At 34.6% G+C, this 19,707-nt stretch carries 23 protein-coding genes; 6 read left to right on the top strand and 17 right to left on the bottom strand.

Annotated elements, in window-relative coordinates; all coding sequences use genetic code 11:
• Positions 1-53: 53 nt before the first annotated feature.
• From ACP5SP_RS04075 to ACP5SP_RS04025, 11 genes are read right to left on the bottom strand one after another with little or no spacing between them, the layout of a single operon-like run.
• Complete coding sequence (locus tag ACP5SP_RS04075) at positions 54-1,268, bottom strand: NAD(P)/FAD-dependent oxidoreductase (protein WP_428067033.1); 1,215 nt, start codon at positions 1,266-1,268, stop codon at positions 54-56.
• Positions 1,269-1,285: 17 nt separating this feature from the next.
• Positions 1,286-1,777: a ferritin family protein gene (locus ACP5SP_RS04070; protein ID WP_416084680.1), complete on the bottom strand. Its 492-nt coding sequence runs from the start codon at positions 1,775-1,777 to the stop codon at positions 1,286-1,288.
• 2 nt (positions 1,778-1,779) lie between these two features.
• Complete coding sequence (rd, locus tag ACP5SP_RS04065; protein ID WP_416084681.1) at positions 1,780-1,938, bottom strand: rubredoxin; 159 nt, start codon at positions 1,936-1,938, stop codon at positions 1,780-1,782.
• A 13-nt stretch (positions 1,939-1,951) separates the two neighbouring features.
• The gene (locus tag ACP5SP_RS04060) at positions 1,952-2,455 is read right to left on the bottom strand and encodes a rubrerythrin family protein (protein ID WP_416084682.1); all 504 of its coding nucleotides are present in this window, start codon (positions 2,453-2,455) and stop codon (positions 1,952-1,954) included.
• Between the two features lie 35 nt (positions 2,456-2,490).
• Complete coding sequence (locus ACP5SP_RS04055; RefSeq protein WP_424586656.1) at positions 2,491-3,252, bottom strand: HesA/MoeB/ThiF family protein; 762 nt, start codon at positions 3,250-3,252, stop codon at positions 2,491-2,493.
• Positions 3,253-3,426: a YHS domain-containing protein gene (locus tag ACP5SP_RS04050; RefSeq protein ID WP_416084684.1), complete on the bottom strand. Its 174-nt coding sequence runs from the start codon at positions 3,424-3,426 to the stop codon at positions 3,253-3,255.
• On the bottom strand, positions 3,427-3,651 hold the full coding sequence (locus ACP5SP_RS04045; RefSeq protein ID WP_424596651.1) for a MoaD/ThiS family protein: 225 nt from the start codon (positions 3,649-3,651) through the stop codon (positions 3,427-3,429).
• Positions 3,652-3,655: 4 nt separating this feature from the next.
• Complete coding sequence (locus ACP5SP_RS04040; protein WP_416084686.1) at positions 3,656-4,291, bottom strand: iron-sulfur cluster assembly scaffold protein; 636 nt, start codon at positions 4,289-4,291, stop codon at positions 3,656-3,658.
• 1 nt (position 4,292) lies between these two features.
• The gene (locus tag ACP5SP_RS04035; RefSeq protein WP_416084687.1) at positions 4,293-5,441 is read right to left on the bottom strand and encodes a cysteine desulfurase family protein; all 1,149 of its coding nucleotides are present in this window, start codon (positions 5,439-5,441) and stop codon (positions 4,293-4,295) included.
• A complete protein-coding gene (locus ACP5SP_RS04030) occupies positions 5,438-5,743 on the bottom strand; it encodes a metal-sulfur cluster assembly factor (RefSeq protein ID WP_424586659.1) in 306 nt (101 codons plus the stop codon). Before ACP5SP_RS04030 ends, ACP5SP_RS04035 begins: the two co-directional genes overlap by 4 nt.
• 10 nt (positions 5,744-5,753) lie before the next feature.
• Positions 5,754-6,992, bottom strand: a complete 1,239-nt coding sequence (locus tag ACP5SP_RS04025) for a DUF438 domain-containing protein (protein ID WP_428067012.1) — start codon at positions 6,990-6,992, stop codon at positions 5,754-5,756.
• Between the two features lie 175 nt (positions 6,993-7,167).
• Here ACP5SP_RS04025 and rpsU point away from each other — a divergent pair, with 175 nt between their 5' ends.
• Together rpsU and ACP5SP_RS04015 are read left to right on the top strand one after the other, a co-directional pair.
• Complete coding sequence (gene rpsU / locus ACP5SP_RS04020) at positions 7,168-7,329, top strand: 30S ribosomal protein S21 (protein ID WP_014453423.1); 162 nt, start codon at positions 7,168-7,170, stop codon at positions 7,327-7,329.
• 50 nt (positions 7,330-7,379) lie between these two features.
• Entirely contained in the window at positions 7,380-7,634 is a 255-nt protein-coding gene (locus tag ACP5SP_RS04015; RefSeq protein ID WP_416084690.1) for a hypothetical protein, read from the top strand.
• Here ACP5SP_RS04015 and ACP5SP_RS04010 read toward each other — a convergent pair whose 3' ends face one another.
• Positions 7,635-8,873: a threonine synthase gene (locus ACP5SP_RS04010; RefSeq protein WP_424586661.1), complete on the bottom strand. Its 1,239-nt coding sequence runs from the start codon at positions 8,871-8,873 to the stop codon at positions 7,635-7,637.
• Positions 8,874-8,992: 119 nt separating this feature from the next.
• On the opposite strand from ACP5SP_RS04010, the gene ACP5SP_RS04005 reads away from it, so the two are divergent.
• From ACP5SP_RS04005 to ACP5SP_RS03990, 4 genes are all read left to right on the top strand, one after another.
• The gene (locus ACP5SP_RS04005; protein ID WP_428076068.1) at positions 8,993-10,195 is read left to right on the top strand and encodes a BMP family ABC transporter substrate-binding protein; all 1,203 of its coding nucleotides are present in this window, start codon (positions 8,993-8,995) and stop codon (positions 10,193-10,195) included.
• A gap of 69 nt (positions 10,196-10,264) precedes the next feature.
• A complete protein-coding gene (locus tag ACP5SP_RS04000) occupies positions 10,265-11,818 on the top strand; it encodes an ABC transporter ATP-binding protein (protein ID WP_424586663.1) in 1,554 nt (517 codons plus the stop codon).
• Positions 11,802-12,869: an ABC transporter permease gene (locus ACP5SP_RS03995; RefSeq protein ID WP_428076067.1), complete on the top strand. Its 1,068-nt coding sequence runs from the start codon at positions 11,802-11,804 to the stop codon at positions 12,867-12,869. Before ACP5SP_RS04000 ends, ACP5SP_RS03995 begins: the two co-directional genes overlap by 17 nt.
• Positions 12,870-12,873: 4 nt before the next feature.
• Positions 12,874-13,794: an ABC transporter permease gene (locus ACP5SP_RS03990; protein WP_416084695.1), complete on the top strand. Its 921-nt coding sequence runs from the start codon at positions 12,874-12,876 to the stop codon at positions 13,792-13,794.
• 47 nt (positions 13,795-13,841) lie between these two features.
• Here ACP5SP_RS03990 and allB read toward each other — a convergent pair whose 3' ends face one another.
• The 5 genes from allB to ACP5SP_RS03965 are packed head-to-tail and all read right to left on the bottom strand — an operon-like array spanning position 13,842 to position 19,687.
• Positions 13,842-15,218: an allantoinase AllB gene (gene allB, locus ACP5SP_RS03985; protein ID WP_424586665.1), complete on the bottom strand. Its 1,377-nt coding sequence runs from the start codon at positions 15,216-15,218 to the stop codon at positions 13,842-13,844.
• 10 nt (positions 15,219-15,228) lie between these two features.
• Positions 15,229-16,956, bottom strand: a complete 1,728-nt coding sequence (ade, locus tag ACP5SP_RS03980) for an adenine deaminase (protein ID WP_424596643.1) — start codon at positions 16,954-16,956, stop codon at positions 15,229-15,231.
• A gap of 2 nt (positions 16,957-16,958) precedes the next feature.
• The gene (gene ssnA / locus ACP5SP_RS03975; RefSeq protein ID WP_424586667.1) at positions 16,959-18,284 is read right to left on the bottom strand and encodes a putative aminohydrolase SsnA; all 1,326 of its coding nucleotides are present in this window, start codon (positions 18,282-18,284) and stop codon (positions 16,959-16,961) included.
• Positions 18,285-18,296: 12 nt separating this feature from the next.
• The gene (locus tag ACP5SP_RS03970; RefSeq protein ID WP_416084699.1) at positions 18,297-18,575 is read right to left on the bottom strand and encodes a DUF503 domain-containing protein; all 279 of its coding nucleotides are present in this window, start codon (positions 18,573-18,575) and stop codon (positions 18,297-18,299) included.
• On the bottom strand, positions 18,575-19,687 hold the full coding sequence (locus tag ACP5SP_RS03965) for an ABC transporter ATP-binding protein (RefSeq protein ID WP_416084700.1): 1,113 nt from the start codon (positions 19,685-19,687) through the stop codon (positions 18,575-18,577). Before ACP5SP_RS03965 ends, ACP5SP_RS03970 begins: the two co-directional genes overlap by 1 nt.
• Between the last annotated feature and the right edge of the window lie 20 nt (positions 19,688-19,707).

Raw genomic sequence — 19,707 nt, 5'->3', positions numbered from 1 at the left:
GTGAGGATCAGAGGGGGTATTTTATGCCCCCTCTTTTTTAAAATAAAAAATCGTTAGGCACTAATTTCTTTGAGAGAGAAATTAATATCACCTAATTTATCCTTATATTGGGTGACATCCACCTTTTTGTTAACAAGTTTGTTTGCTATATTTGCTTCCTTAATACCAAGTATAATTATTCCTACAACCTTATTATCTTTAAGTACAATCTTTCTATATTTATGAGACGACTCATCACTTGCTCGTATAACTTCATAACCATCTTCCTTAGGATTTACAAGACCAACAGAAGTCAAATCAAGTCCAACAACCTTCAAAGTATTAGATGGAACAGAGCCTTTATACTCTAATGATCTATCTTTAACCATGTTTGTTGCAGCAATTGTTGCTTGTTCTATTGCCGGAGGAATTATTCCATAAATAGTTCCATTAAACTCCGCTATATCCCCGGCAGCAAAAATGTCTTCTGCAACCTGCATATAAGAATCGACAATAGCACCTCTATTAAATGGCAACTTAGAAAGTTCTAAAAGTGAAGTATTAGGACGAATACCTGTAGATAAAAGAACCATTTCTGCCGGAACAACCGTGCCATCGGCCAAAACAACTTTTTCTACATTTGTATTTCCCTCAATTCTTTCTACTTTTGCATTTTCCAAAACACCTATTCCCCAACTCATTAATATACCTTTTAGAATTTTTGAACCTTCCTCATCTAGCTGCCTTGGTAGAAGATAAGGAGCGCCCTCGACAACAACAGGCTTGAGTTTATTTTTTAGAAATGAGTATGCCGCTTCTAATCCTAAAACACCACCACCAATAACAGCAGTCGGTTTTCCGTTACCTATAAGAAAAGAATGTCTTCTAATTTTAAATGCATCATTTAGATTTCTCAAAGTAAATACGCCTTCTGTATAAACTCCATCAATAGGTGGTACAAAGGAAGAAGCCCCATTTGCAATCAAAAGTTTATCATATGCAACACTGCCTCCCATATCCAGATATAATAGATGCTCCTTAGGATCAATTTTTCTAATCTTTACACCAAGGTGAAGCTTTATATCTCTTTCTTCATACCACATTGAATCATAGAAATATAAATCTCTAGCCTTTATTTCCTCTCTTATAACCTCAAACAATTTAGGTCTAGGATAGTAAAGGGTGGGCTCGTCCGAAAAAATATGAATTTCTCCCTTGGGATCTAATTGTCTTATAATCTTAGCAGCTGTAACGCCTGCAACCCCTAAACCAATAATAGCGTATATCATATCTTTCACCTACCAATTTAAAATGGCGAAAAATCATTTACCTGCCAAAATCTTTCTTTTAAATCGTTATATTCATTAGTAAGCATATTTAGATGCTCTTCTTCCCACTTCATAAGTTCTTCAAATAGGTATTTTACCTTTGGATCGTGGGCTTTCTCCGCTTGCTCCTTATAGAACAGAATTGAATTTTTCTCCAATATCATTCCCGTAGAGATTGCAGAAAATTCGTAATTTTTACCTTTCAGATTGTTTAAGAAATCCTCAGAAAAAATTCTTTTAAAAGTCAAGCTTGGCTTAGGAATGCTATTTACATCAAAATTAGTCTTGTTCTTTATTGCATCGTGTAATTCTTTTAAATATCTATAGTGTTTGCCTTCTTCCTGTGCAAGGAAAAGAAAAACTTCTTTTGCTTGTCTATCCTCTGTTTTTTCAGCTGCAGTTTTATACAAATTTATGCCATCAAGTTCAACTTCCATTGCAGCTTTCAAAATTTCCAAAACATCATCCATGTTTAAATCTCCTCAAACTGGTCTTTTGTAGCTCCACAAACTGGACAAGTCCAGTCTTCTGGCAAGTCCTCAAAGGGTGTTCCAGGAGGGATATCCTGGGTGTCATCGCCTTCTGCTGGATCATAAACATACCCACAAACCATGCATTTGTACTTTTTCATTTTTGCCTCCTTATTAAAATTCTTTGAAAGCACTCTTTGGTGCTCCACAAATCGGGCACTGCTCTGGTGCTTCACCAATTACTGTATAACCACAAACAGGACAAATATAAATCTTATCAAATTTGACTTCCTCACCTTTGTCTAATTTTTCTTTAGTTTCTGCGTAGAGTTCTCTATGTATTTTTTCGGCTGATAAAGCAAAATGAATTGACCTAAGAGCATCTTTCTCGTCCTGCAAAGTTGCTATCGCATTGTAAGCAGGATACATTTCTTCAACCTCAAAATTCTCTCCACCCCAAGCCGATTGAAGATTTTCAGAAGTTTTCTTAAGCTCCATTAAGGCTTTAAAGTGATTGGTAGCATGAACTTGTTCTGCAAACGAAATCGCCCTGAAAAGTCTTGCTACATCATGTAATCCTTCTTTCTCAGCTTGTTCTGCAAAAATTAAGTACTTCATGTGAGCTTGAGATTCACCCGCAAATGCTTCTCTTAAACTTTTTTCCGTCATTTGCCTCATTTCAATTTCCTCCTTTCAAATAATTATAAATACTATCAAATTATACTACAAATTTTACAATTTGGATCTCTTTCTAAACTAATTATCGAAAATTCATTAGTTAAACCATCAAATATTAGAAGCTTATTTTTAAGTAAGGAACCGATGCCTAAAGTATATTTTAAAAACTCATTTGCCACAATTGTTCCTGTTACTCCAACTGTAGTTCCAATAATACCTTGATTCCTATTTTCTTCGGTTAATTTAAAAAGAATTTGTTTTTCTCTTTCTGGAAAGATACAGTTTAAACAAGCTGTCTCATGTGGTATTACAACCATTACTTGACCAACGAAACGCCCAACAGCCCCAATAAATAAAGGCCTATTTAAATGAACTGCCACTCTATTTATTAAATATCTTGTTTCATAATTATCAGTTGCATCTATTATAGCTGTGAATTTTCTTAAAATTATTCTCGCAGTCTCTTCCTCTGTAAGCCAAGTGTTGTAAGCTTCCACTGCAATATTAGGATTTAATTTCTCTATTTTTTCTTTTGCAACTAGTACTTTCGCTTTCCCTATATCGTCAATATTATAAAGAATTTGCCTATTTAGATTTCCAACGGAAACTACATCGCCATCTACAATACCAATTCTACCAACACCTGCAGATGCAAGATAAAGAAGAATAGGACTTCCTAAGCCGCCAGCTCCGATAACTAAAACGTTTGAATTCTTTAATTTTATTTGACCTTCTATTCCTATTTTATCAATACGTATTTGTCTATCATATCTTTCTAATTCATCTTTTGATAACATCTAACACCCCGAATTTTCAGGTTTTTTGGGTTTAATAAGATACTTCTCTGGATTCTTCAGAAACTGCTCTTTGCAATCTTCTGAACAGAAATAATAAATCTCACCATTATATTCAACTCTTGTAAGTGCTTCGATTTTCTCCATAATCATTTTACAAACTGGGTCTTGAACCATTTAGCCACCTCCAACAGGTGAGAACACGCTTACCACATCTCCATCGTTTAACTTGTCCTCAAACCATGCTCTTTTAAGATTAACAAGGACTATAATATATTTTCTTTCCTTTATGCCAAATCTATTCAAAACATCTTCCACTGTTGAGCCTTCTTCAATATCAATGTATGTTTCTTCTGGACCATATTTTAAATAATCTCCGTAGAGTTTGACTTTTACATTCATACTTTTACTCCTTAAACAATATTTTAACCTCTTTTACATCCCAAAGATACTGAAGTCTTTCTAATATTTCTTCTTTTATATTTTCTCCAAATTGAAAAGTTTCAGGAATATTAAGAACGATTTCAACTACGTGAGAATTTACGACAACAGATTTTACAATCTTTGATTTAACAATATCAATACCTGTTTCAGGATTCATAACATGAGACAAACGCTCATACACTTTATCAACAGTAGTAGGTTCATGTTCTTTAGTTAAACCGTTTTTCTCAAGGTAGAGTTCAACAGCAGAATGCAATGCATCTGCCGCAAGAACAGAACAGTGAACCTTAACAGGAGGAAGACCACCCAAAGCCTCCGCAGCATCTTTCCATGTAATATTTTTTGCCTCCTCAACAGTCTTTCCTTTAACCAAATCTGTAATAATTGAAGCAGTTGCAATGTTTGAAGCACATCCGTATGACTTAAACTTTACATCAACAATTTTGCGTGTTTTTGGATCGATCTTAAGATAGAGAGTTATCATATCACCACAGGCCGGGCTTCCCTCAGTTACTTTCACATCAGCATCTTGTATTTCACCAACGTTATGTGGATTTTTAAAATGTTCTATAACCAACTTAGTATATGGAATTGGCATATTACTCACCTCCTAAAAGTGGACTTATTCTTCTCAAATCTTCTACAATTTCTTTAAGTTTTGAAACTGTATAATCAATTTCTTCTTTAGAATTATACTTGGACAATGAGAATCGTATTGAACCATGAGAATCTTCGTGTGATTTTCCCATCGCAAGGAGAACATGACTTGCCTGTAAGTTTCTGCTATAACAGGCAGATCCTGTCGTTACTGAAATACCTTCAAAATCAAGCCTTAAAGCAATTGATTCACCTTCAATATATTTGAAGGTAACATTAAGTATGTGCGGCAAAGATTTATTAAGACTTCCATTAAGCATAACATCAGGTATTTCACTTAATAATTTATCATATAGATACATTTTCAAGTTCCTTAAATACTCCGATATACTGCTATCCCAAATTTCAAACGCTTTTTTTGCGCCAACAATCGCAGGAGTATTTTCATGACCAGCCCTTAAATTAAATTCGTTATATCCACCGTCTAATATTTTTTCAAGCTTCAAACCTTCTTTAACATATAATATTCCAACACCTTTTGGACCATAAAACTTATGAGGAGAAATAGTGAGCATATCAATGTTATCCAATTTCAAATTTATATACGGAATAGCAATAGCACCATCAACATGTACAGTAATTCCTTTTTCTTTAGAGATCTTGGCGATTTCTTCGATATTTTGAACTGTACCAACCTCGTGATTTGCAAGCTGTATAGTAACCAGAATAGTATCATCCCTTATGGATTTTTTTAATTCATCTATATCTATGAAACCGTCCTTATCGACTCCTATATAAGAAATCTCATAACCATCTCTCAAAAGCTTTTTTACAGTTTCTAAAACAGAGATATGCTCAATTTTTGAGGTTATTATGTGCTTTCCTTTATTCCTGTTCGCAAAAACATAGCCTTTAATTGCTAAATTGTTTGCTTCAGTTCCGGAGGAAGTAAAGATAATTTCACTTCCCTTAACACCTAATTTGTTTCCTATAAAATCTCTTGCCTCTTGAATTTTATCAGCGACTTGTAATCCTAATGTATGAGAAAAAATAGAAGAAGGTATTGCATAATAATCACTCGCAAACTCGCACATTTCATGCAATACTTCTGGATCGGGTTTTGTAGAACTTGCACTATCAAAATAAATCATAAATAGCCCAGCTCCTTCTTCGCCTCTTCACTCATCATATCGGGTGACCACGGCGGATCGTAGGTAAGCTCAATTTGAACATCTTTTACGCCATCAAGAGACCTTAAAACCATTTCAACGTCATTAACTATATAATTTCCCATGGGACACCCAGGTGCAGTTAAAGTCATTAAAATTTTCACAATCCCATTTTCTTCATCCACATCAAGTTTGTAGATAAGGCCAAGATCAACAATGTTAATCGGTATTTCTGGGTCATAAACATTTTTTAATGCATTAATAATTTCTTCTTTTGAAACCATTTTTTCCTCCCTACTCTTCTGAGTAAATTCTTTTTTCTCCTTCTAACTTTTTAATATCTGTAACATCTTGTGTTACTTCCAAAGTTCCAAGATAGTTTCCTAAAGAATCACGAACTGCAAAGTACCTAATATATATTAATCTCCCTTGCATATTTATCCAAAACTCAGCAACATTTCTTTTGCCACTTTTAAAGTCTTCCAAAATTTTGTTTACTATGTGGACGCTCTTTGGCGGATGGCAATTTTGAACAGTGCGTCCTAAAACCGCCTTTGTTCTTACAAATACTCTTTTTTCACCCCTGTTAAAAAATTGTACTATATCATCCTTATTTATGAATGTGATTTCAATAGGTAAAGTCTCAAAAAGAGCATTTAACTCATCAAGTGTAAATTTACCCGATTCAAGATATATATATCTATCTTCTAAAATTTCTTTCTTTTTGTAAATTTTCCCTGTTTCCTTCACTAAACTTAAATCTGTATATTTTGCATATCCAATCTCGTTCATCCCCTCCCAAACCTTATCCCACTCCGCCTCCTCAAGTTTATCAAGTGCAGTTGGAAAAAGTATTTTGTTCTCTTTGTAAATGTGGGAAGTTTTAAGATCTACAATATATTTGAGTAGATTTGGTAATTCATCGATTTCTTGATTATTAAGATTTGAAGCCTTATTTAGATATCCTCTCAAATCTTTAAGTCTTGCTCGTAGCGAATCATGTTCGTTCCATAAAATTTGAGGCGGCTGAACTACATCATGCTTCTCTAAAAAGGGAAATAAGGCATTTTCTTCCCTAACCATATGATTTTCAATATCAAATAAGCTATCAAAGACAGGTAAATTCTCTTCAAGAATTTTTGTAACCGCATCAACATTTTTGTTATTCTCAATGCTTGATGCAATTTTCATCACCATTCCCAAAATTTCAGATATTTTTTTATGTTCATCATACAAAAGGTATAAGGGATGGCTTTTTTGAACATTAATTTCTTGACTTTCAAGTGATTCTCTAAAAATGTCGATATGCACGTCGCAAAGTCGATGAATTTTTTCTTGTGGAAAATGATCCTGAACTATAAGAATGTTTTCAATTATTGCAATTTCAGCCGGATGAACATTTTCCAAAATCTTCTTGAAACGCTCCTTCACTTCCGCAGGAGAAATTAGTCCTTTATCCATGTCGATAAGAAGCTTTCTCATTAAATTTAGTCTTTCAACTCTACTTAAATTGTTTTGTATAAATTCGCTCATTTTTATCACCACGCATTAATTATAACTATAAAAGTAATATTTTGCAAGATAAAATTTAAAGAATTTTTATAAATTTTAGTAAAAATTCTTGACAATAATTGAAAATTCTGTAAACTTGTATTGAGAAAATTGTGAAAGGAGGCGATTATCCTAACTAAAAGTTAGGAGAAAACCAGTGGCAGAAGTACATAGAAGACAAAATGAGTCCTTAGAGGACATGCTTAAGAGATTTAGAAGAGAATGCGCAAAAGATGGGATTTATGCAGAAATTAAAAAAAGACGTTACTATGTCCCACCAAGTGTAAGAAAAAAACAAAAAGAAGCAAAGAAAAAGTAAAAATTAAAGGCAGGTTTTTTTCCCTGCCTTTAATTTTTTTGGAGGTATAAATGGCAATAAATCCAAACACTAAAAAAACAGAAGTTACAATATTAACAGAAGCATTTGTAATAAAAGGTTTCGTTTATGTTCCAGCGAATATGCGATTTTCAGATGCGTTAAATAAGTTTTTAAAGGACACACAGTTCTTACCCGTAGTAGATGCAGAAATACGTTCAATTAATTCTAAAGAAGTCATTGAAAAAAGAGACTTTATTCTTATAAAAAAGGAAATGATAGTTGTGATTTCACCAGTATCAGAATAATTATTTTGTCTCTTTTAATTTATTTTTAACATCCTCAATAGTAGGATCTACATAAATAGGTTCCTTTACAGCTCTCATAGCACTATCAACATCTTTTAAGCCGTTCCCAGTTATAATCACAACTACTTTATCATCTTTTCTAATAGAACCGCTATTAAGCGCCTTCAAATAACCTGCAAATGAAGTTGATCCAGCAGGTTCAGCAAAGATACCACTTTTAGATCCAAGATATTTTATTGCATTTAGAATTTCTAAATCACTGACTTTTATTCCAAAACCTCCGCTCTCTTTAATATACTTAACTGCCATAATTCCAGATCTTGGGATTCCAACTGAAATACTATCAGCTATTGTATTAGGTATGACTGGTCTAATTATTCCATCCCCATTAACGGCATCAACAACGGGAGAGCAACCTTCTGCCTGGACTGCAATAAGTTTTGGCATTCTATCTATAAAGCCGAGATTTAATAAATCAAAAAACCCTTTATAAACTCCTGAAATAATATTGCCATCTCCAACTGAAACGAAAATATAGTCGGGAACATCAAAGTTCAATTGTTCTGCAATTTCAAGTGCTACAGTCTTCTTTCCTTCAACAGTATATGGGTTAAAACCTGTATTTCTATTATACCATCCAAATTCCTTTGTCGCCTTTATTGAAAGATCAAATGCTTCATCGTAGGTCCCGTTTACAGCAAATACTGTTGCACCAAAAACTAAAAGCTGAGTAAGTTTTGCCTTTGGAGCATTTTTGGGGACAAAAATGTATGATTTTAAGCCGACTGAAGCAGTTGCACCAGCAAGAGATGAAGCAGCATTTCCAGTTGAAGCACAAGTTATATCATTTAACCCAACTTCCTGAGCTTTAACAACAACTACAGCTGATGCCCTATCTTTTAAAGAGGCAGTTGGATTTCTTCCTTCATCTTTTATAAAAAGATTTCTCACACCTAAATCTTTTCTAATTATTGGCACATCATAAAGTGGAGTAAAGCCTACTTGAAGTGGTCCAATTTTTGAAGCATCGTTTATTGGAAGTAATGGCAAATATCTCCACATAGAATAATTTTTATTATTTTTTAGATATTCTTTAGTAAACTCTGTTTTGATTGTTCCATAATCGTATTCAACTTCAAGCAAACCTTCGTTTCCGCACTTAGGACAAGTGTACTCTACTTCATCTTCTTGATATTCGGATCCACAAATCAAACACTTCAAGCTTTTAACATGTCCCATAGATTGTCTCCTTTCTTGTTTAAGATAGCTTTTATATTATAATATTTTTTAAGAAATATTCACAAACATATTGCAAATTTTAAGTAAATTTAATAAAATAACTTTAAAGGAGGTGAAGTATGCTAAAAAATAAATTAAAAACATTATTAGTAGCATTAGTTCTATTAATGCTTGTATTTACTTCTGTCTCATGTTCGCCGCAACAAACTTCCCAAACAACATCCCAACCACAAGCTCAAGAAAAAACTATTAAAGCAGGATTTATTTATGTAGGACCTACGGGTGATTATGGTTGGACTAATGCACATGATGTAGCAAGAAAGCAACTCGAACAAAAATTCCCATGGCTTAAAACAGTCTACATTGAATCAGTTCCAGAAACTGATGCTGGTCGTTACATCGACAGGTTAGTTAACGAAGAAAAATGCAACATTGTATTCACAACAAGTTTCGGATTTATGGACGCAACAGCAGAAGCAGCAAAAAAGTATCCAAATGTTATTTTTGAACATTGCTCTGGCTACAAGAGGGATACCAATCTTGGCACTTATTTCTCTGAACTTTACCAAGCCTATTATCTTACAGGTTTAATGGCTGGCGCTCTTACAAAAACTAACAAAATTGGATATGTCGCAGCTCAGGCAACTCCCGAAGTTATAAGACACATTAATGCATTTGCAATTGGTGTAAAAGAAGCCAATCCAAAGGCAAAAGTCTATGTAACATGGCTATACACTTGGTATGACCCTGCAAAGGCAAAAGAAGCAGCAGAATCTCTGATATCTGATGGAGTTGATGCCTTAGCGTTCACAGAAGATTCTACTGCTGTGATCGATGTTGGCGAAGAACATACAAAGAAAGGACAGCAGATCTATACATTTTCTCACTATAGCCCTATGTTACAATATGGACCCGATACAGTAGTTTCTGGGCAGCTTGCAGATTGGGAACCAATCTATGAAGACATTATAAGAAGAGTATACACAAATACTTGGACTAACCAGGACTACTGGTGGCTTATGAAAGAAGGCGCTTGCAAACTTGGAGCAGACTTTAATACTCCAATTAATCCAAAGTTTGTTGATGCACTTAAAGCAAAATTTGTCAACGATCCAATCCTTGGAAAAATTAGCATATACGATCTTGTTATGAAGAGAGAAGAACAAATGAGTGAACCAACAGTTCTCTTTGATCCGTTTACAGGTCCAATCTATGATCAAAAAGGAACATTGAGATTAAAACCAGGAGAAAGAGCCTCTCACGATTTATTGTGGAATATTAATTGGTTTGTTGACAATGTAGTTGGAGAAATTCCAAAATAAAAAACAATTAAAGAAGTTAATTTAGGGGGGTTAAATCCCCCCTTCAATTAAATTAAGTGAGGTGAAACCTTGGAATTAGACAATATCGAATTCAAATCGCTTGAATTAAAGGACATCTACAAAGAATTTCCAGGAGTTGTAGCAAACAATAAAATCTCTTTAAAAATCAATGCAGGTGAAATTCATGCCCTTTTAGGAGAAAATGGTGCGGGAAAAACAACACTTATGAATATAATCTATGGCATCTACCAACCTGATGATGGAGAAATATTTATAAACGGAAGGAAAGTTTTTATTGACTCTCCTCGAACTGCAATGAATTATGGAATCGGTATGGTTCACCAGCATTTCATGCTTGTAGAAAATCACTCAGTTGCTGAAAATGTAGCGCTTGGACTTAATAGAACTAAATTTCTAAATCCAACAGAAGATATTGCAAAAGAAATAGAGAGGTACAGTAACGAAATTGGTTTACATGTAAATCCAGATGCAAAAATATGGCAGCTTTCAGCAGGAGAACAACAAAGGGTTGAAATCTTAAAAGCACTAATGCGTGGAGCAAAATTGCTTATCCTTGATGAACCTACCTCAGTACTTACACCACAAGAAGCAACTGAACTTTTTAAAACAGTTAAAAAACTCGTTGCTAATGGACATTCAGTCATTTTTATAACTCACAAACTTGAAGAGGTTTATGAATTAGGTGGAATTGTAACAGTCTTAAGGCAAGGAAAAGTTATTGGAACCACAACGACAAAGGATGCAACAAAAGAAGAGTTAGCAAAAATGATGGTTGGTAGAGAAATTATATTCAATTTGGAAAAGGAAAAGGTTGAACCAGGTGAAGTTGTAGTTAAAGTTGAAAATATTGATGTTCTAAGTGACAAAGGCATAAAGGCTGTAAAAAATTTATCTTTTGAAATAAGAAAGGGAGAAATTCTCGGTATAGCCGGTGTTTCCGGAAATGGACAAAAGGAATTAGTAGAAGCACTTACTGGACTAAGGAGAGTAGAAAAAGGGAAGGTAATTATTAATAATAAGGAGATACAAAACAGAGGTGCACGAGAAATAGGAGAAATGGGTGTTGCTCACATTCCTGAGGAAAGGATAAAGTATGGAATAGTACCAAATTTTCCAGTTTACGAAAACGCCGTGCTTAGAGACTACTATAAAGAGCCATTTTCTAACAGAGGATTTTTAAATTACAAAACAATTAAAGATTTTACAATTAAACTGGTGAAAGATTTTTCAATTGCAACACCGTCGATAGAGACAAAAACAAAACTTTTATCGGGAGGAAATATACAAAAATTAATCCTTGCAAGAGAGACTACAACAAAGTCTAATTTTATTGTTGCCGCACACCCAACTTATGGCCTTGATATCGCTGCAACTGAATATATAAGAAAACTATTGTTAAAGAAGAGGAAAGAAGGTTCTGCAATACTTCTTGTCTCAGAAGATTTAGAGGAAATACTTCAACTAAGTGACAGAGTTGCAGTGATGTTTATGGGAGAATTTATGGGTATAGTTGATCCAAAGAAAGTTTCAATTGAAGAAATTGGTTTAATGATGGCTGGATCCCTAAGGAAACAGGAGGAGAATAATGCACATCTCAATTGAAAAGAGGGGTTATGTCTCAAAAAAGTACTATACTTCTGTTTATCTCATCTCCATCTTTGTAGCTGTAATTTTATCAAGTTTTATTTTTTTATTGCGTGGTATTAACCCTTTTTATGCATTCTCTAAGATCTTCCAAGGATCATTTGGTTCACCTTTTGGTTTAAAAGAAACAATAGCTAAAGCAATCCCACTGCTTCTTATAACAGAAGGTTTAATTGTAGCATTTAAAGGCAAATTTTGGAATATAGGCGCAAATGGACAGTTATTGGTTGGGGCAACTTTTGCAACATGGATTGCATTAAACTTTGGTCCTTATCATTCATCAATTTCAACAATAACTACTATGTTTTTGGTGGGTTTTTTGGGTGGTGCGCTATTTGGTTTAATTCCTGCACTACTTAAAGTCAAGTTAGGAATCAATGAAATTATTTCCACGCTTATGTTGAATTACATTGCAGAAGATTTTGTAGAATATCTTGTATATGGCCCTTGGAAAGGTAAAACACAGTATGGTTTTCCATATACAGACAATTTTCCACAAAGTGCAACCTTAGCCCAGATTCCAGGGACAAGAATAAGCTATATTACTTTGATAATTGCTTTACTATCAGCAGTATTGATCTATTTATTTATTGAAAAAACCAAATATGGTTATGAAATAAAAGTTACTGGCGAAAATCCTCACGCTGCGCGGTATTCTGGAATCGATTTTGTTAAAATAACTATAATTATGATGCTAATTTCAGGAGGACTTGCAGGAATTGCAGGAGTAGGAGAAGTTGCAGGAATTCATAGGCATCTTACTTATCCTGCTCAGATTTCCTCTGGATATGGATACACTGCAATTATAGTTGCATGGCTTGCTCAACTGAATCCAATTCTTGCAATTGTCTCAGCAGTCTTTTTTGGAGGTATTTTAGTAGGCGGCGATGTAATCCAAACTTCACTTGGCTTTCCATTTTCAACTATAAACGCATTTAACGGCTTAATCCTAATTTTTGTCATGGTGGGTAATTTCTTTACAGAATATAAAATAAAGATAAGAAGGTGATGCTATGGATTTAATTATATCAATTCTTCAAAGAACAATGGTTGCAGGAACTCCCCTTCTTTTGGGCACAATAGGCGAAATAATTACAGAAAGATCTGGCATTTTAAACTTGGGTATAGAAGGAATGATGGCTTTGGGAGCGATTATAGGATTTAGCGTAACATATATAACTAAAAATCCAACTTTGGGCTTGATTGCGGCAATCCTATCAGGAGGAATTCTTTCGCTCTTGCATGCATTTGTTTCGATTACAATACGTGGAATACAAACACTCTCAGGACTTGCAATTGCAATGATAGGCATTGGACTTGCTGGTATGTTAGGCAAAAGCTATATTGGAGCACCACTTTCAGTAAGGTTTTCTGAAGTAGCAATTCCTGGACTTTCAAAAATACCATTCATTGGCCCAATATTATTCAATAGAGATCCCTTATTTTACATAGGTATCATTCTTGCAGTAGTATCATGGTTTATCCTTTTTAAAACAAGATGGGGGATTATTATAAGATCAGTTGGTGAAAACCCTAAAGCATCTGATGCTTTGGGCATAAATGTCTCTCTTGTAAGATATCTTTCTACTTTTATTGGTGGTTGCTTTGCTGGTTTTGCAGGTGCATACTTAACACTTGCGTATATGCCGTCGTGGATTGAAGGAATGACTGGAGGACGAGGATGGATTGTAATTGCGCTTACAATTTTTGCTCAGTGGGACCCTCTTCGTGCAATTCTTGGCGCATATCTATTTGGTGGTGTAGATGTTTTACAATACATTTTACAACCACTTGGTATTCCTGTTCCAATACTTAAAATGACACCATATTTTGTAACAATTATGGTGCTTATTATAACAGCAAGAGAAGTAATGAGAAAACATCTTGGTGCACCAAAATCTCTTGGTGAACCGTTCATAAAAGGAGAAAAATAAAAGAGGGGTGTTTCACCCCTCTTTTTAAATAAATAAGTTTAGAATACCTAATATTCGCTTTTTACAAATTTTCCAAAACCTCCATTTACTGTTATACCTTTATCTTTCTCGTAAACAATTTGCCCTCTAACAATAGTTTTTTCAATCTCCCCTTTAAACGTAAATCCATCAAAAGGAGAATACTTGTTTTTGCAAAGAAGATCTTTGCTTGCATTAAATTTAAATTCACCATATGGATTTACAATAACAAAATCCGCATCATTCCCGATTTCAATTTTACCTTTGCTTTTGAGTCCAAATCTTTCGGCAGGTTTTTCAGACAACACTTTCCTTAAATCCTCAAGGGTAAGGCGTCCAGTTGAATAACCATATGTAAATAAAACGTTAAATCGGGTTTGAACACCCGGGATACCAGCATAATTATCCCAAATACTTTGTTTATTTTTTTCTTGTGGATAAACACCCCCTGCATGATCTGTTGTTACAAAATCAACACTTCCTTTTTTAAGCCCATCCCAAAGATATTCTGAATCCTCTCTTCTTCGAACTGGAGGTGCAGTTTTGAGAATTGGACCAATTCTTTCAAGGTCATTCTCATTAAAAACAAGATAATGAGGGCAAGTCTCAGTTGTAATATTAATACCCTCATTTTTTGCCATTTCGATTATCATAAGGCCAAGTTTTGTAGAAAGATGAACTATATGAACCTTATTTTTAAACTCTTTCGCGAGGGCAATACTTCTTAAAATAGCAACTGCTTCAGCTTCATAGTTTCTACCTTTTGTCCATGCCAAGGGATAAATATGATTCAAATTTTGCTCTCTTTTTGAAAAGTAATCAACAAGTTCAAAATCTTCAGCATGAATTCCCGCAACGAGTCCAAGGTCTCTTATGTAATCAAAAACAGCTGCCATTTCCTCAGTATTAACTTTCGGATAAGTCTTCATTCCAGATATCGTATAGAGTTTTAGTCCTACAACACCCTCTTCTTTCAATTCTTTTATAGTCTTTTTGTATTCACCAGTTTGAATCTGAATAGGAGTTACTCCACCCCAAAAAGCAAAATCTACAATAGCCTTTTTTGAAACAATATCAAGTTTGTAGTGAAGATTTTCCTTTGAGATCACTTCAGGAACTGATGTACAAGGCATGTCTACAATTGTTGTAACTCCACCTTTTGCAGCACTTTGTGTACCAGTAAAGAAATCCTCTCTATCAGTATAACCAGGATCATCAAAATGAACATGAGCATCAATAAATCCAGGAAATACAATATAATTGCTACAATCTATTATTTCTTTATCCTCTATGCCGTAAGGAATATTGCCTTCAAAAATTTCTTTGATTTTTTTATTTTCAACTAAAATATTAACTTTTTTCAGATTATTACCATTTGCAATAATATTTGCGTTTTTTAAAAGCAATTTGCCCTCCTTACTCAACGAATAGATCAACAAAACTGAACTTTTCAACATCGACAAGACCTGAATCAGTAATTTTAAGTTTGGGGATTACTGCAAGGTGCATAAATGCAAGCGCCATAAAAGGATCAGGATAAGATACTCCGAGTTCCTCGTGAGCAACTTTGTGAAGCCTTTTTAAGACCTCTGCAACCTCATACACCGATCGATTGGTCATAAGTCCACCATAGGGAAGTGCCAAATAATCAATGACAACTCCGTCTTTTGCAATTGAAATACCGCCACCCATTGCCTCAAGTTGACTTACTGAAAGAAGCATGTCTTTATCATTTTCTCCTGCAACAATAATATTATGAGAATCGTGTGCAATTGAGGTAGCAAAAGCTCCCTTTTTTAAACCAAGCCCATGGATAAAACCAACCGAGACTTTACCAGTTGCTTTATGTCTTTCAAAAACTGCTATCTTAATGATGTCTCTTTCTGTATCAGAAACTAACAAACCGTTATCTACTCTCGGTTCGAATACAAGCTCGTCTGTTACTATTGAATCATGTCGTAAGCCAATTACTCTAATTCTTTTCCCTTTCAAAGGAACCTTAAGCTTTTCAAATGTTGCTACTTTAATATTTATAGTATTTTTAACAGCGTCATCGTGCTTTGGCTCCTCAACATCAAACAAAGGAACTCCATCTTTTGCAACTAAATTACCGTCCTTGAAAACCAAATCCATTTTGTTTAGATTTTCAAATACGACTATATCTGCGGCATAACCAGGTGCAATGCCTCCTTTTCTTCTAAATCCAAAAAATAGTGATGGATTAAGCGTTGCAAGTCTTATAGAAGTAGGTAAAGGAATTCCACTTTCAAAAAGAAGTTTTATTGCAAAATTTATATGACCCTCTGATATTAGATCTTCCGGATGCTTATCATCAGTACAAAGTAAAAATCGATGTTTAGTTTTGTCATTTAAAACGGGAAGCAAATTTCTCACATCTCTTGTGACAGATCCTTCACGCATCATTATCCACATACCCTTAGATAACTTCTCAAATGCCTCTTCTTTTGTTGTGCATTCGTGATCTGCAAGAATACCTGCTGACAAATAGGCATTAAGTTCATAGCCTGAAAGCGTTGGAGAATGACCGTCAATTATACCATCTCTAAAAAGAAGAATTTTATCAAGTATTTCGGGGTCTTTATTTATAACACCTGGGTAGTTCATCATTTCTGCAAGTCCTAAAACTCTCTTATGGTTTTTCAACACTGCAAGATCTTCCGCATATAGAGTTGCACCAGAAGTCTCAAGGTTTGTTGCAGGAACACAGCTTGAAAGCATAAAGTAAATATCCATTGGCACATTATTTGAAGCATTAATCATAAACTGAATACCTGGAATTCCCGCAACATTTGCAATTTCATGTGGATCAACTACAGCTGTTGTTGTACCAAGCGGAACTACTGCCTTTGCAAATTCAGTAGGGATAAGCATCGTACTTTCGATGTGCATGTGCGAATCAATAAACGATGGAGAAACAAAGGCTCCGTCGACATTATACACTACGTTTCCCTCGTCATATCTTCCGACTCCCGCTATAACTCCTTCTGCAATTGCAATGTCCCCCTCTTCAATTGATTCGTTAAATACATTAATGATTTTTGCATTTTTAATTAAAACATCTGCTGCTCTTCTTCTCCTTGCAACATCTATAATATTTGAAAGTTTCCTTCTATCGAGTTCCATATCTAAAACTTCCTCCAAAATTTTTGAGCTACTTCTTGTGACTTTTTTGAGACTTCAACTTCGTCAATTTTTGTAAGCTTTTGATCTTTTACTAGTAATTCTCCATGTACAAAAACATCTTTAACCGCATTATCTCTTATTCCGAAAATAAGATGGAAGAAGAAATTATTTTCATCAAGTGGAGTTGGCGGATTGTAATCAAGTACAACAAGATCAGCGTAAGCTCCAACTTTTATAACGCCTAATTCCCTATTAAAGAAACGGTTTGCAATAGAGGCATTATTTTCAAAAAGCATTCTCCTTGCAAGATCACTTCCAACTCTTGGATCTCTGTGGTGAAGTTTGGGCAAGATATATGCAACTTTCACCGACTCAATCATTGATGGGGTGTATCCATCAGTCCCAAGACCAATCAAAATACCCTTTTTGTCCATCTCAAGAATAGGGGCAACTCCAACTCCATTATTCATATTAGATTCAGGGTTATGTATTACAGTTGTTTCTGTTTGCCTAAGGATTTCTATTTCTTTTTCATTTATATTTATGCAATGAATTGCAAGAGTATCTCTTTTTAGAATCCCGAAATCATTAAGTCTTTCAACTGTTCTCTTATTTGCAACTCTTTGTGCATGCTCAACATCTTCTATTCCTTCTGCAACATGTATATGAAAACCAACATTCAGTGAGTTTCCAATACTTGCAACCTCTTCAAGCGTATCATTCTCAAGAGTAAATGAAGCATGAAGTCCAAAAAGCGCATTAAAGAAATCTTTATCTTTTTCTTTTTTTATATACCTTTCATTTTCCCTTATCGATTTTTGAGATAGTTCCTTACCCCATCGGTCAGAGGTCTCATAAGCAAGAACACCTCTTATTTGAACATCTTTCAGTGCTTTTTCTAAAATGTCAAGAGAGCCATCTATAAGCCCAAAAGAGGCATGATGGTCAATTATGGTTGTTGTCCCAGATTTTAAACCTTCAATTGCAGGCATTAAGGCACTATAGTAAATTTCTTCTTCCGTGTCAAGGAGTTTATCGAGCTTCCACCATATCTGCTCAAGAATTTCTTTAAAAGTGTAAGGACTTGCTCCACCAAAGCCAAAACCCCTAGCAAAAGTACTATAAAGGTGCATGTGAGTATTAATAAAGCCAGGAATCACATATCTATTCTCAAGGTTATAAAGTTCAGCGTTTTTATATTTAGAGAGGATTTGTTGGGTTATTCCTAAATCTTTGATTGCTCCGTTTTCAATAACAATTGCACCGTTATCAATATAAGGCTGCTCTACGTTAAAAGTTATAATTTTACCGTTATATAGAACTTTCATAAAACCTCCTCCTTATAGAATTTCAATATTATAATCCTCTAATACTACTCTTGGCTCGCTCTTAATAAATTCAACAACTTTGGAAAGAGTACTAAAAAGATGCGATTTTTCAGTATTAACACTTACAACAGTTAAATAAACGTCTTTCCATGAATCAATGTTCTCTTCTGCAATTGATACATTAAAGTTGTTCCGCAATTTCTTAACAAGGCTTTGAGTAACTTGTCTTTTATCCTTAAGCGAAAAGGAATCAGGAACTAAAAATTTGATATTGCAAATGCCAACTTGCATTAGAAATAAGCAGTTTCAGTCTCTTTATCAAATACATGAATATTTCTTAAGTCTACGTATAACTCAACAATATCGCCCATTGCATAATTTGCATTAGCGGAAGCACGTGCAATTGCAAGAGTTCCGTTCAATTTGAAGTGGAGAAAAGTCTCAGAACCCATTAGTTCGACAAAATCAATAGGTGCCTTTAACTGTTCTATGTAAGGTTTCATGCTTTCCAGCAACTCTTCCTTAGGGAAAATATCTTTTGGCCTAATTCCAAGAATTACTTCTTTCCCTTTGATGTTTGCGGACTCTAATAATTTTGCATGCTCTTTCAATGGCTTAATTCTAAAATCAGAGCCCTTTAAAACTAAATCATCGCCTTCTTTTTCGACAGTAACGTCGAAGAAATTCATAGGAGGTGTTCCTACAAAACCTGCAACAAATTTATTCGCTGGTTTATCAAAAACCTCTTTAGGTGTTCCTACTTGCTGAATTTTACCCTTGTTCATAACGACGACTCTGTCTCCAAGTGTCATTGCTTCAACTTGGTCATGTGTTACATAAATTGTTGTAACCCCAAGCCTTTCGTGTAGTTTAATTAGCTCGCCTCTGGTTTGAACTCTAAGCTTTGCATCAAGGTTGGAAAGTGGCTCATCCATAAGGTAAACTTTTGGATCTCTTACAATTGCCCTTGCAAGAGCAACTCTCTGTCTTTGACCACCTGACAGTTCTCTGGGTTTTCTGTCTAAAAGATTTTCAAGACCTAACATTTGAGAAACTTCTCTTACCTTTTTATCAATTACATCCCTTGGTACTCTTCTTAATTCAAGCCCAAAGGAGATATTTTTATATACATTCATGTGCGGATAAAGAGCATAGTTCTGAAACACCATAGCAATATCTCTGTCTTTCGGTGGTACATCATTAACCAATTTACCGCCAATATAAACTTCACCAGATGTTACCTCCTCAAGACCTGCAACAATTCTTAGAGTAGTTGTTTTTCCGCACCCTGATGGTCCAAGTAACACTAAAAATTCCCCATCTTTGACATCAATGTTTACATTGTCAACTGCAACAACATTCCCAAACTTTTTTGTAACATTAACTAATTTTACATCAGCCATTGTTTCACCTCTCCTATTTT

This window comes from Caldisericum sp. (genome assembly GCF_049967455.1).
Taxonomy (GTDB): Bacteria; Caldisericota; Caldisericia; order Caldisericales; family Caldisericaceae; genus Caldisericum; species Caldisericum exile_A.
The sequence above is the reverse complement of the archived record's forward strand: the minus strand, read 5'-3'. Positions and strand labels throughout refer to the sequence as shown.

Excerpts from the sequence above, each read along its gene's own strand:
- ACP5SP_RS04075 (WP_428067033.1), bottom strand. The coding sequence starts at position 1,268 with ATGATATACGCTATTATTGGTTTAGGGGTTGCAGGCGTTACAGCTGCT.
- ACP5SP_RS04070 (WP_416084680.1), bottom strand. The coding sequence starts at position 1,777 with ATGGATGATGTTTTGGAAATTTTGAAAGCTGCAATGGAAGTTGAACTT.
- rd (WP_416084681.1), bottom strand. The coding sequence starts at position 1,938 with ATGAAAAAGTACAAATGCATGGTTTGTGGGTATGTTTATGATCCAGCA.
- ACP5SP_RS04060 (WP_416084682.1), bottom strand. The coding sequence starts at position 2,455 with ATGAGGCAAATGACGGAAAAAAGTTTAAGAGAAGCATTTGCGGGTGAA.
- ACP5SP_RS04055 (WP_424586656.1), bottom strand. The coding sequence starts at position 3,252 with ATGTTATCAAAAGATGAATTAGAAAGATATGATAGACAAATACGTATT.
- ACP5SP_RS04050 (WP_416084684.1), bottom strand. The coding sequence starts at position 3,426 with ATGGTTCAAGACCCAGTTTGTAAAATGATTATGGAGAAAATCGAAGCA.
- ACP5SP_RS04045 (WP_424596651.1), bottom strand. The coding sequence starts at position 3,651 with ATGAATGTAAAAGTCAAACTCTACGGAGATTATTTAAAATATGGTCCA.
- ACP5SP_RS04040 (WP_416084686.1), bottom strand. The coding sequence starts at position 4,291 with ATGCCAATTCCATATACTAAGTTGGTTATAGAACATTTTAAAAATCCA.
- ACP5SP_RS04035 (WP_416084687.1), bottom strand. The coding sequence starts at position 5,441 with ATGATTTATTTTGATAGTGCAAGTTCTACAAAACCCGATCCAGAAGTA.
- ACP5SP_RS04030 (WP_424586659.1), bottom strand. The coding sequence starts at position 5,743 with ATGGTTTCAAAAGAAGAAATTATTAATGCATTAAAAAATGTTTATGAC.
- ACP5SP_RS04025 (WP_428067012.1), bottom strand. The coding sequence starts at position 6,992 with ATGAGCGAATTTATACAAAACAATTTAAGTAGAGTTGAAAGACTAAAT.
- ACP5SP_RS04015 (WP_416084690.1), top strand. The coding sequence starts at position 7,380 with ATGGCAATAAATCCAAACACTAAAAAAACAGAAGTTACAATATTAACA.
- ACP5SP_RS04010 (WP_424586661.1), bottom strand. The coding sequence starts at position 8,873 with ATGGGACATGTTAAAAGCTTGAAGTGTTTGATTTGTGGATCCGAATAT.
- ACP5SP_RS04005 (WP_428076068.1), top strand. The coding sequence starts at position 8,993 with ATGCTAAAAAATAAATTAAAAACATTATTAGTAGCATTAGTTCTATTA.
- ACP5SP_RS03995 (WP_428076067.1), top strand. The coding sequence starts at position 11,802 with ATGCACATCTCAATTGAAAAGAGGGGTTATGTCTCAAAAAAGTACTAT.
- ACP5SP_RS03990 (WP_416084695.1), top strand. The coding sequence starts at position 12,874 with ATGGATTTAATTATATCAATTCTTCAAAGAACAATGGTTGCAGGAACT.
- ade (WP_424596643.1), bottom strand. The coding sequence starts at position 16,956 with ATGGAACTCGATAGAAGGAAACTTTCAAATATTATAGATGTTGCAAGG.
- ssnA (WP_424586667.1), bottom strand. The coding sequence starts at position 18,284 with ATGAAAGTTCTATATAACGGTAAAATTATAACTTTTAACGTAGAGCAG.
- ACP5SP_RS03970 (WP_416084699.1), bottom strand. The coding sequence starts at position 18,575 with ATGCAAGTTGGCATTTGCAATATCAAATTTTTAGTTCCTGATTCCTTT.
- ACP5SP_RS03965 (WP_416084700.1), bottom strand. The coding sequence starts at position 19,687 with ATGGCTGATGTAAAATTAGTTAATGTTACAAAAAAGTTTGGGAATGTT.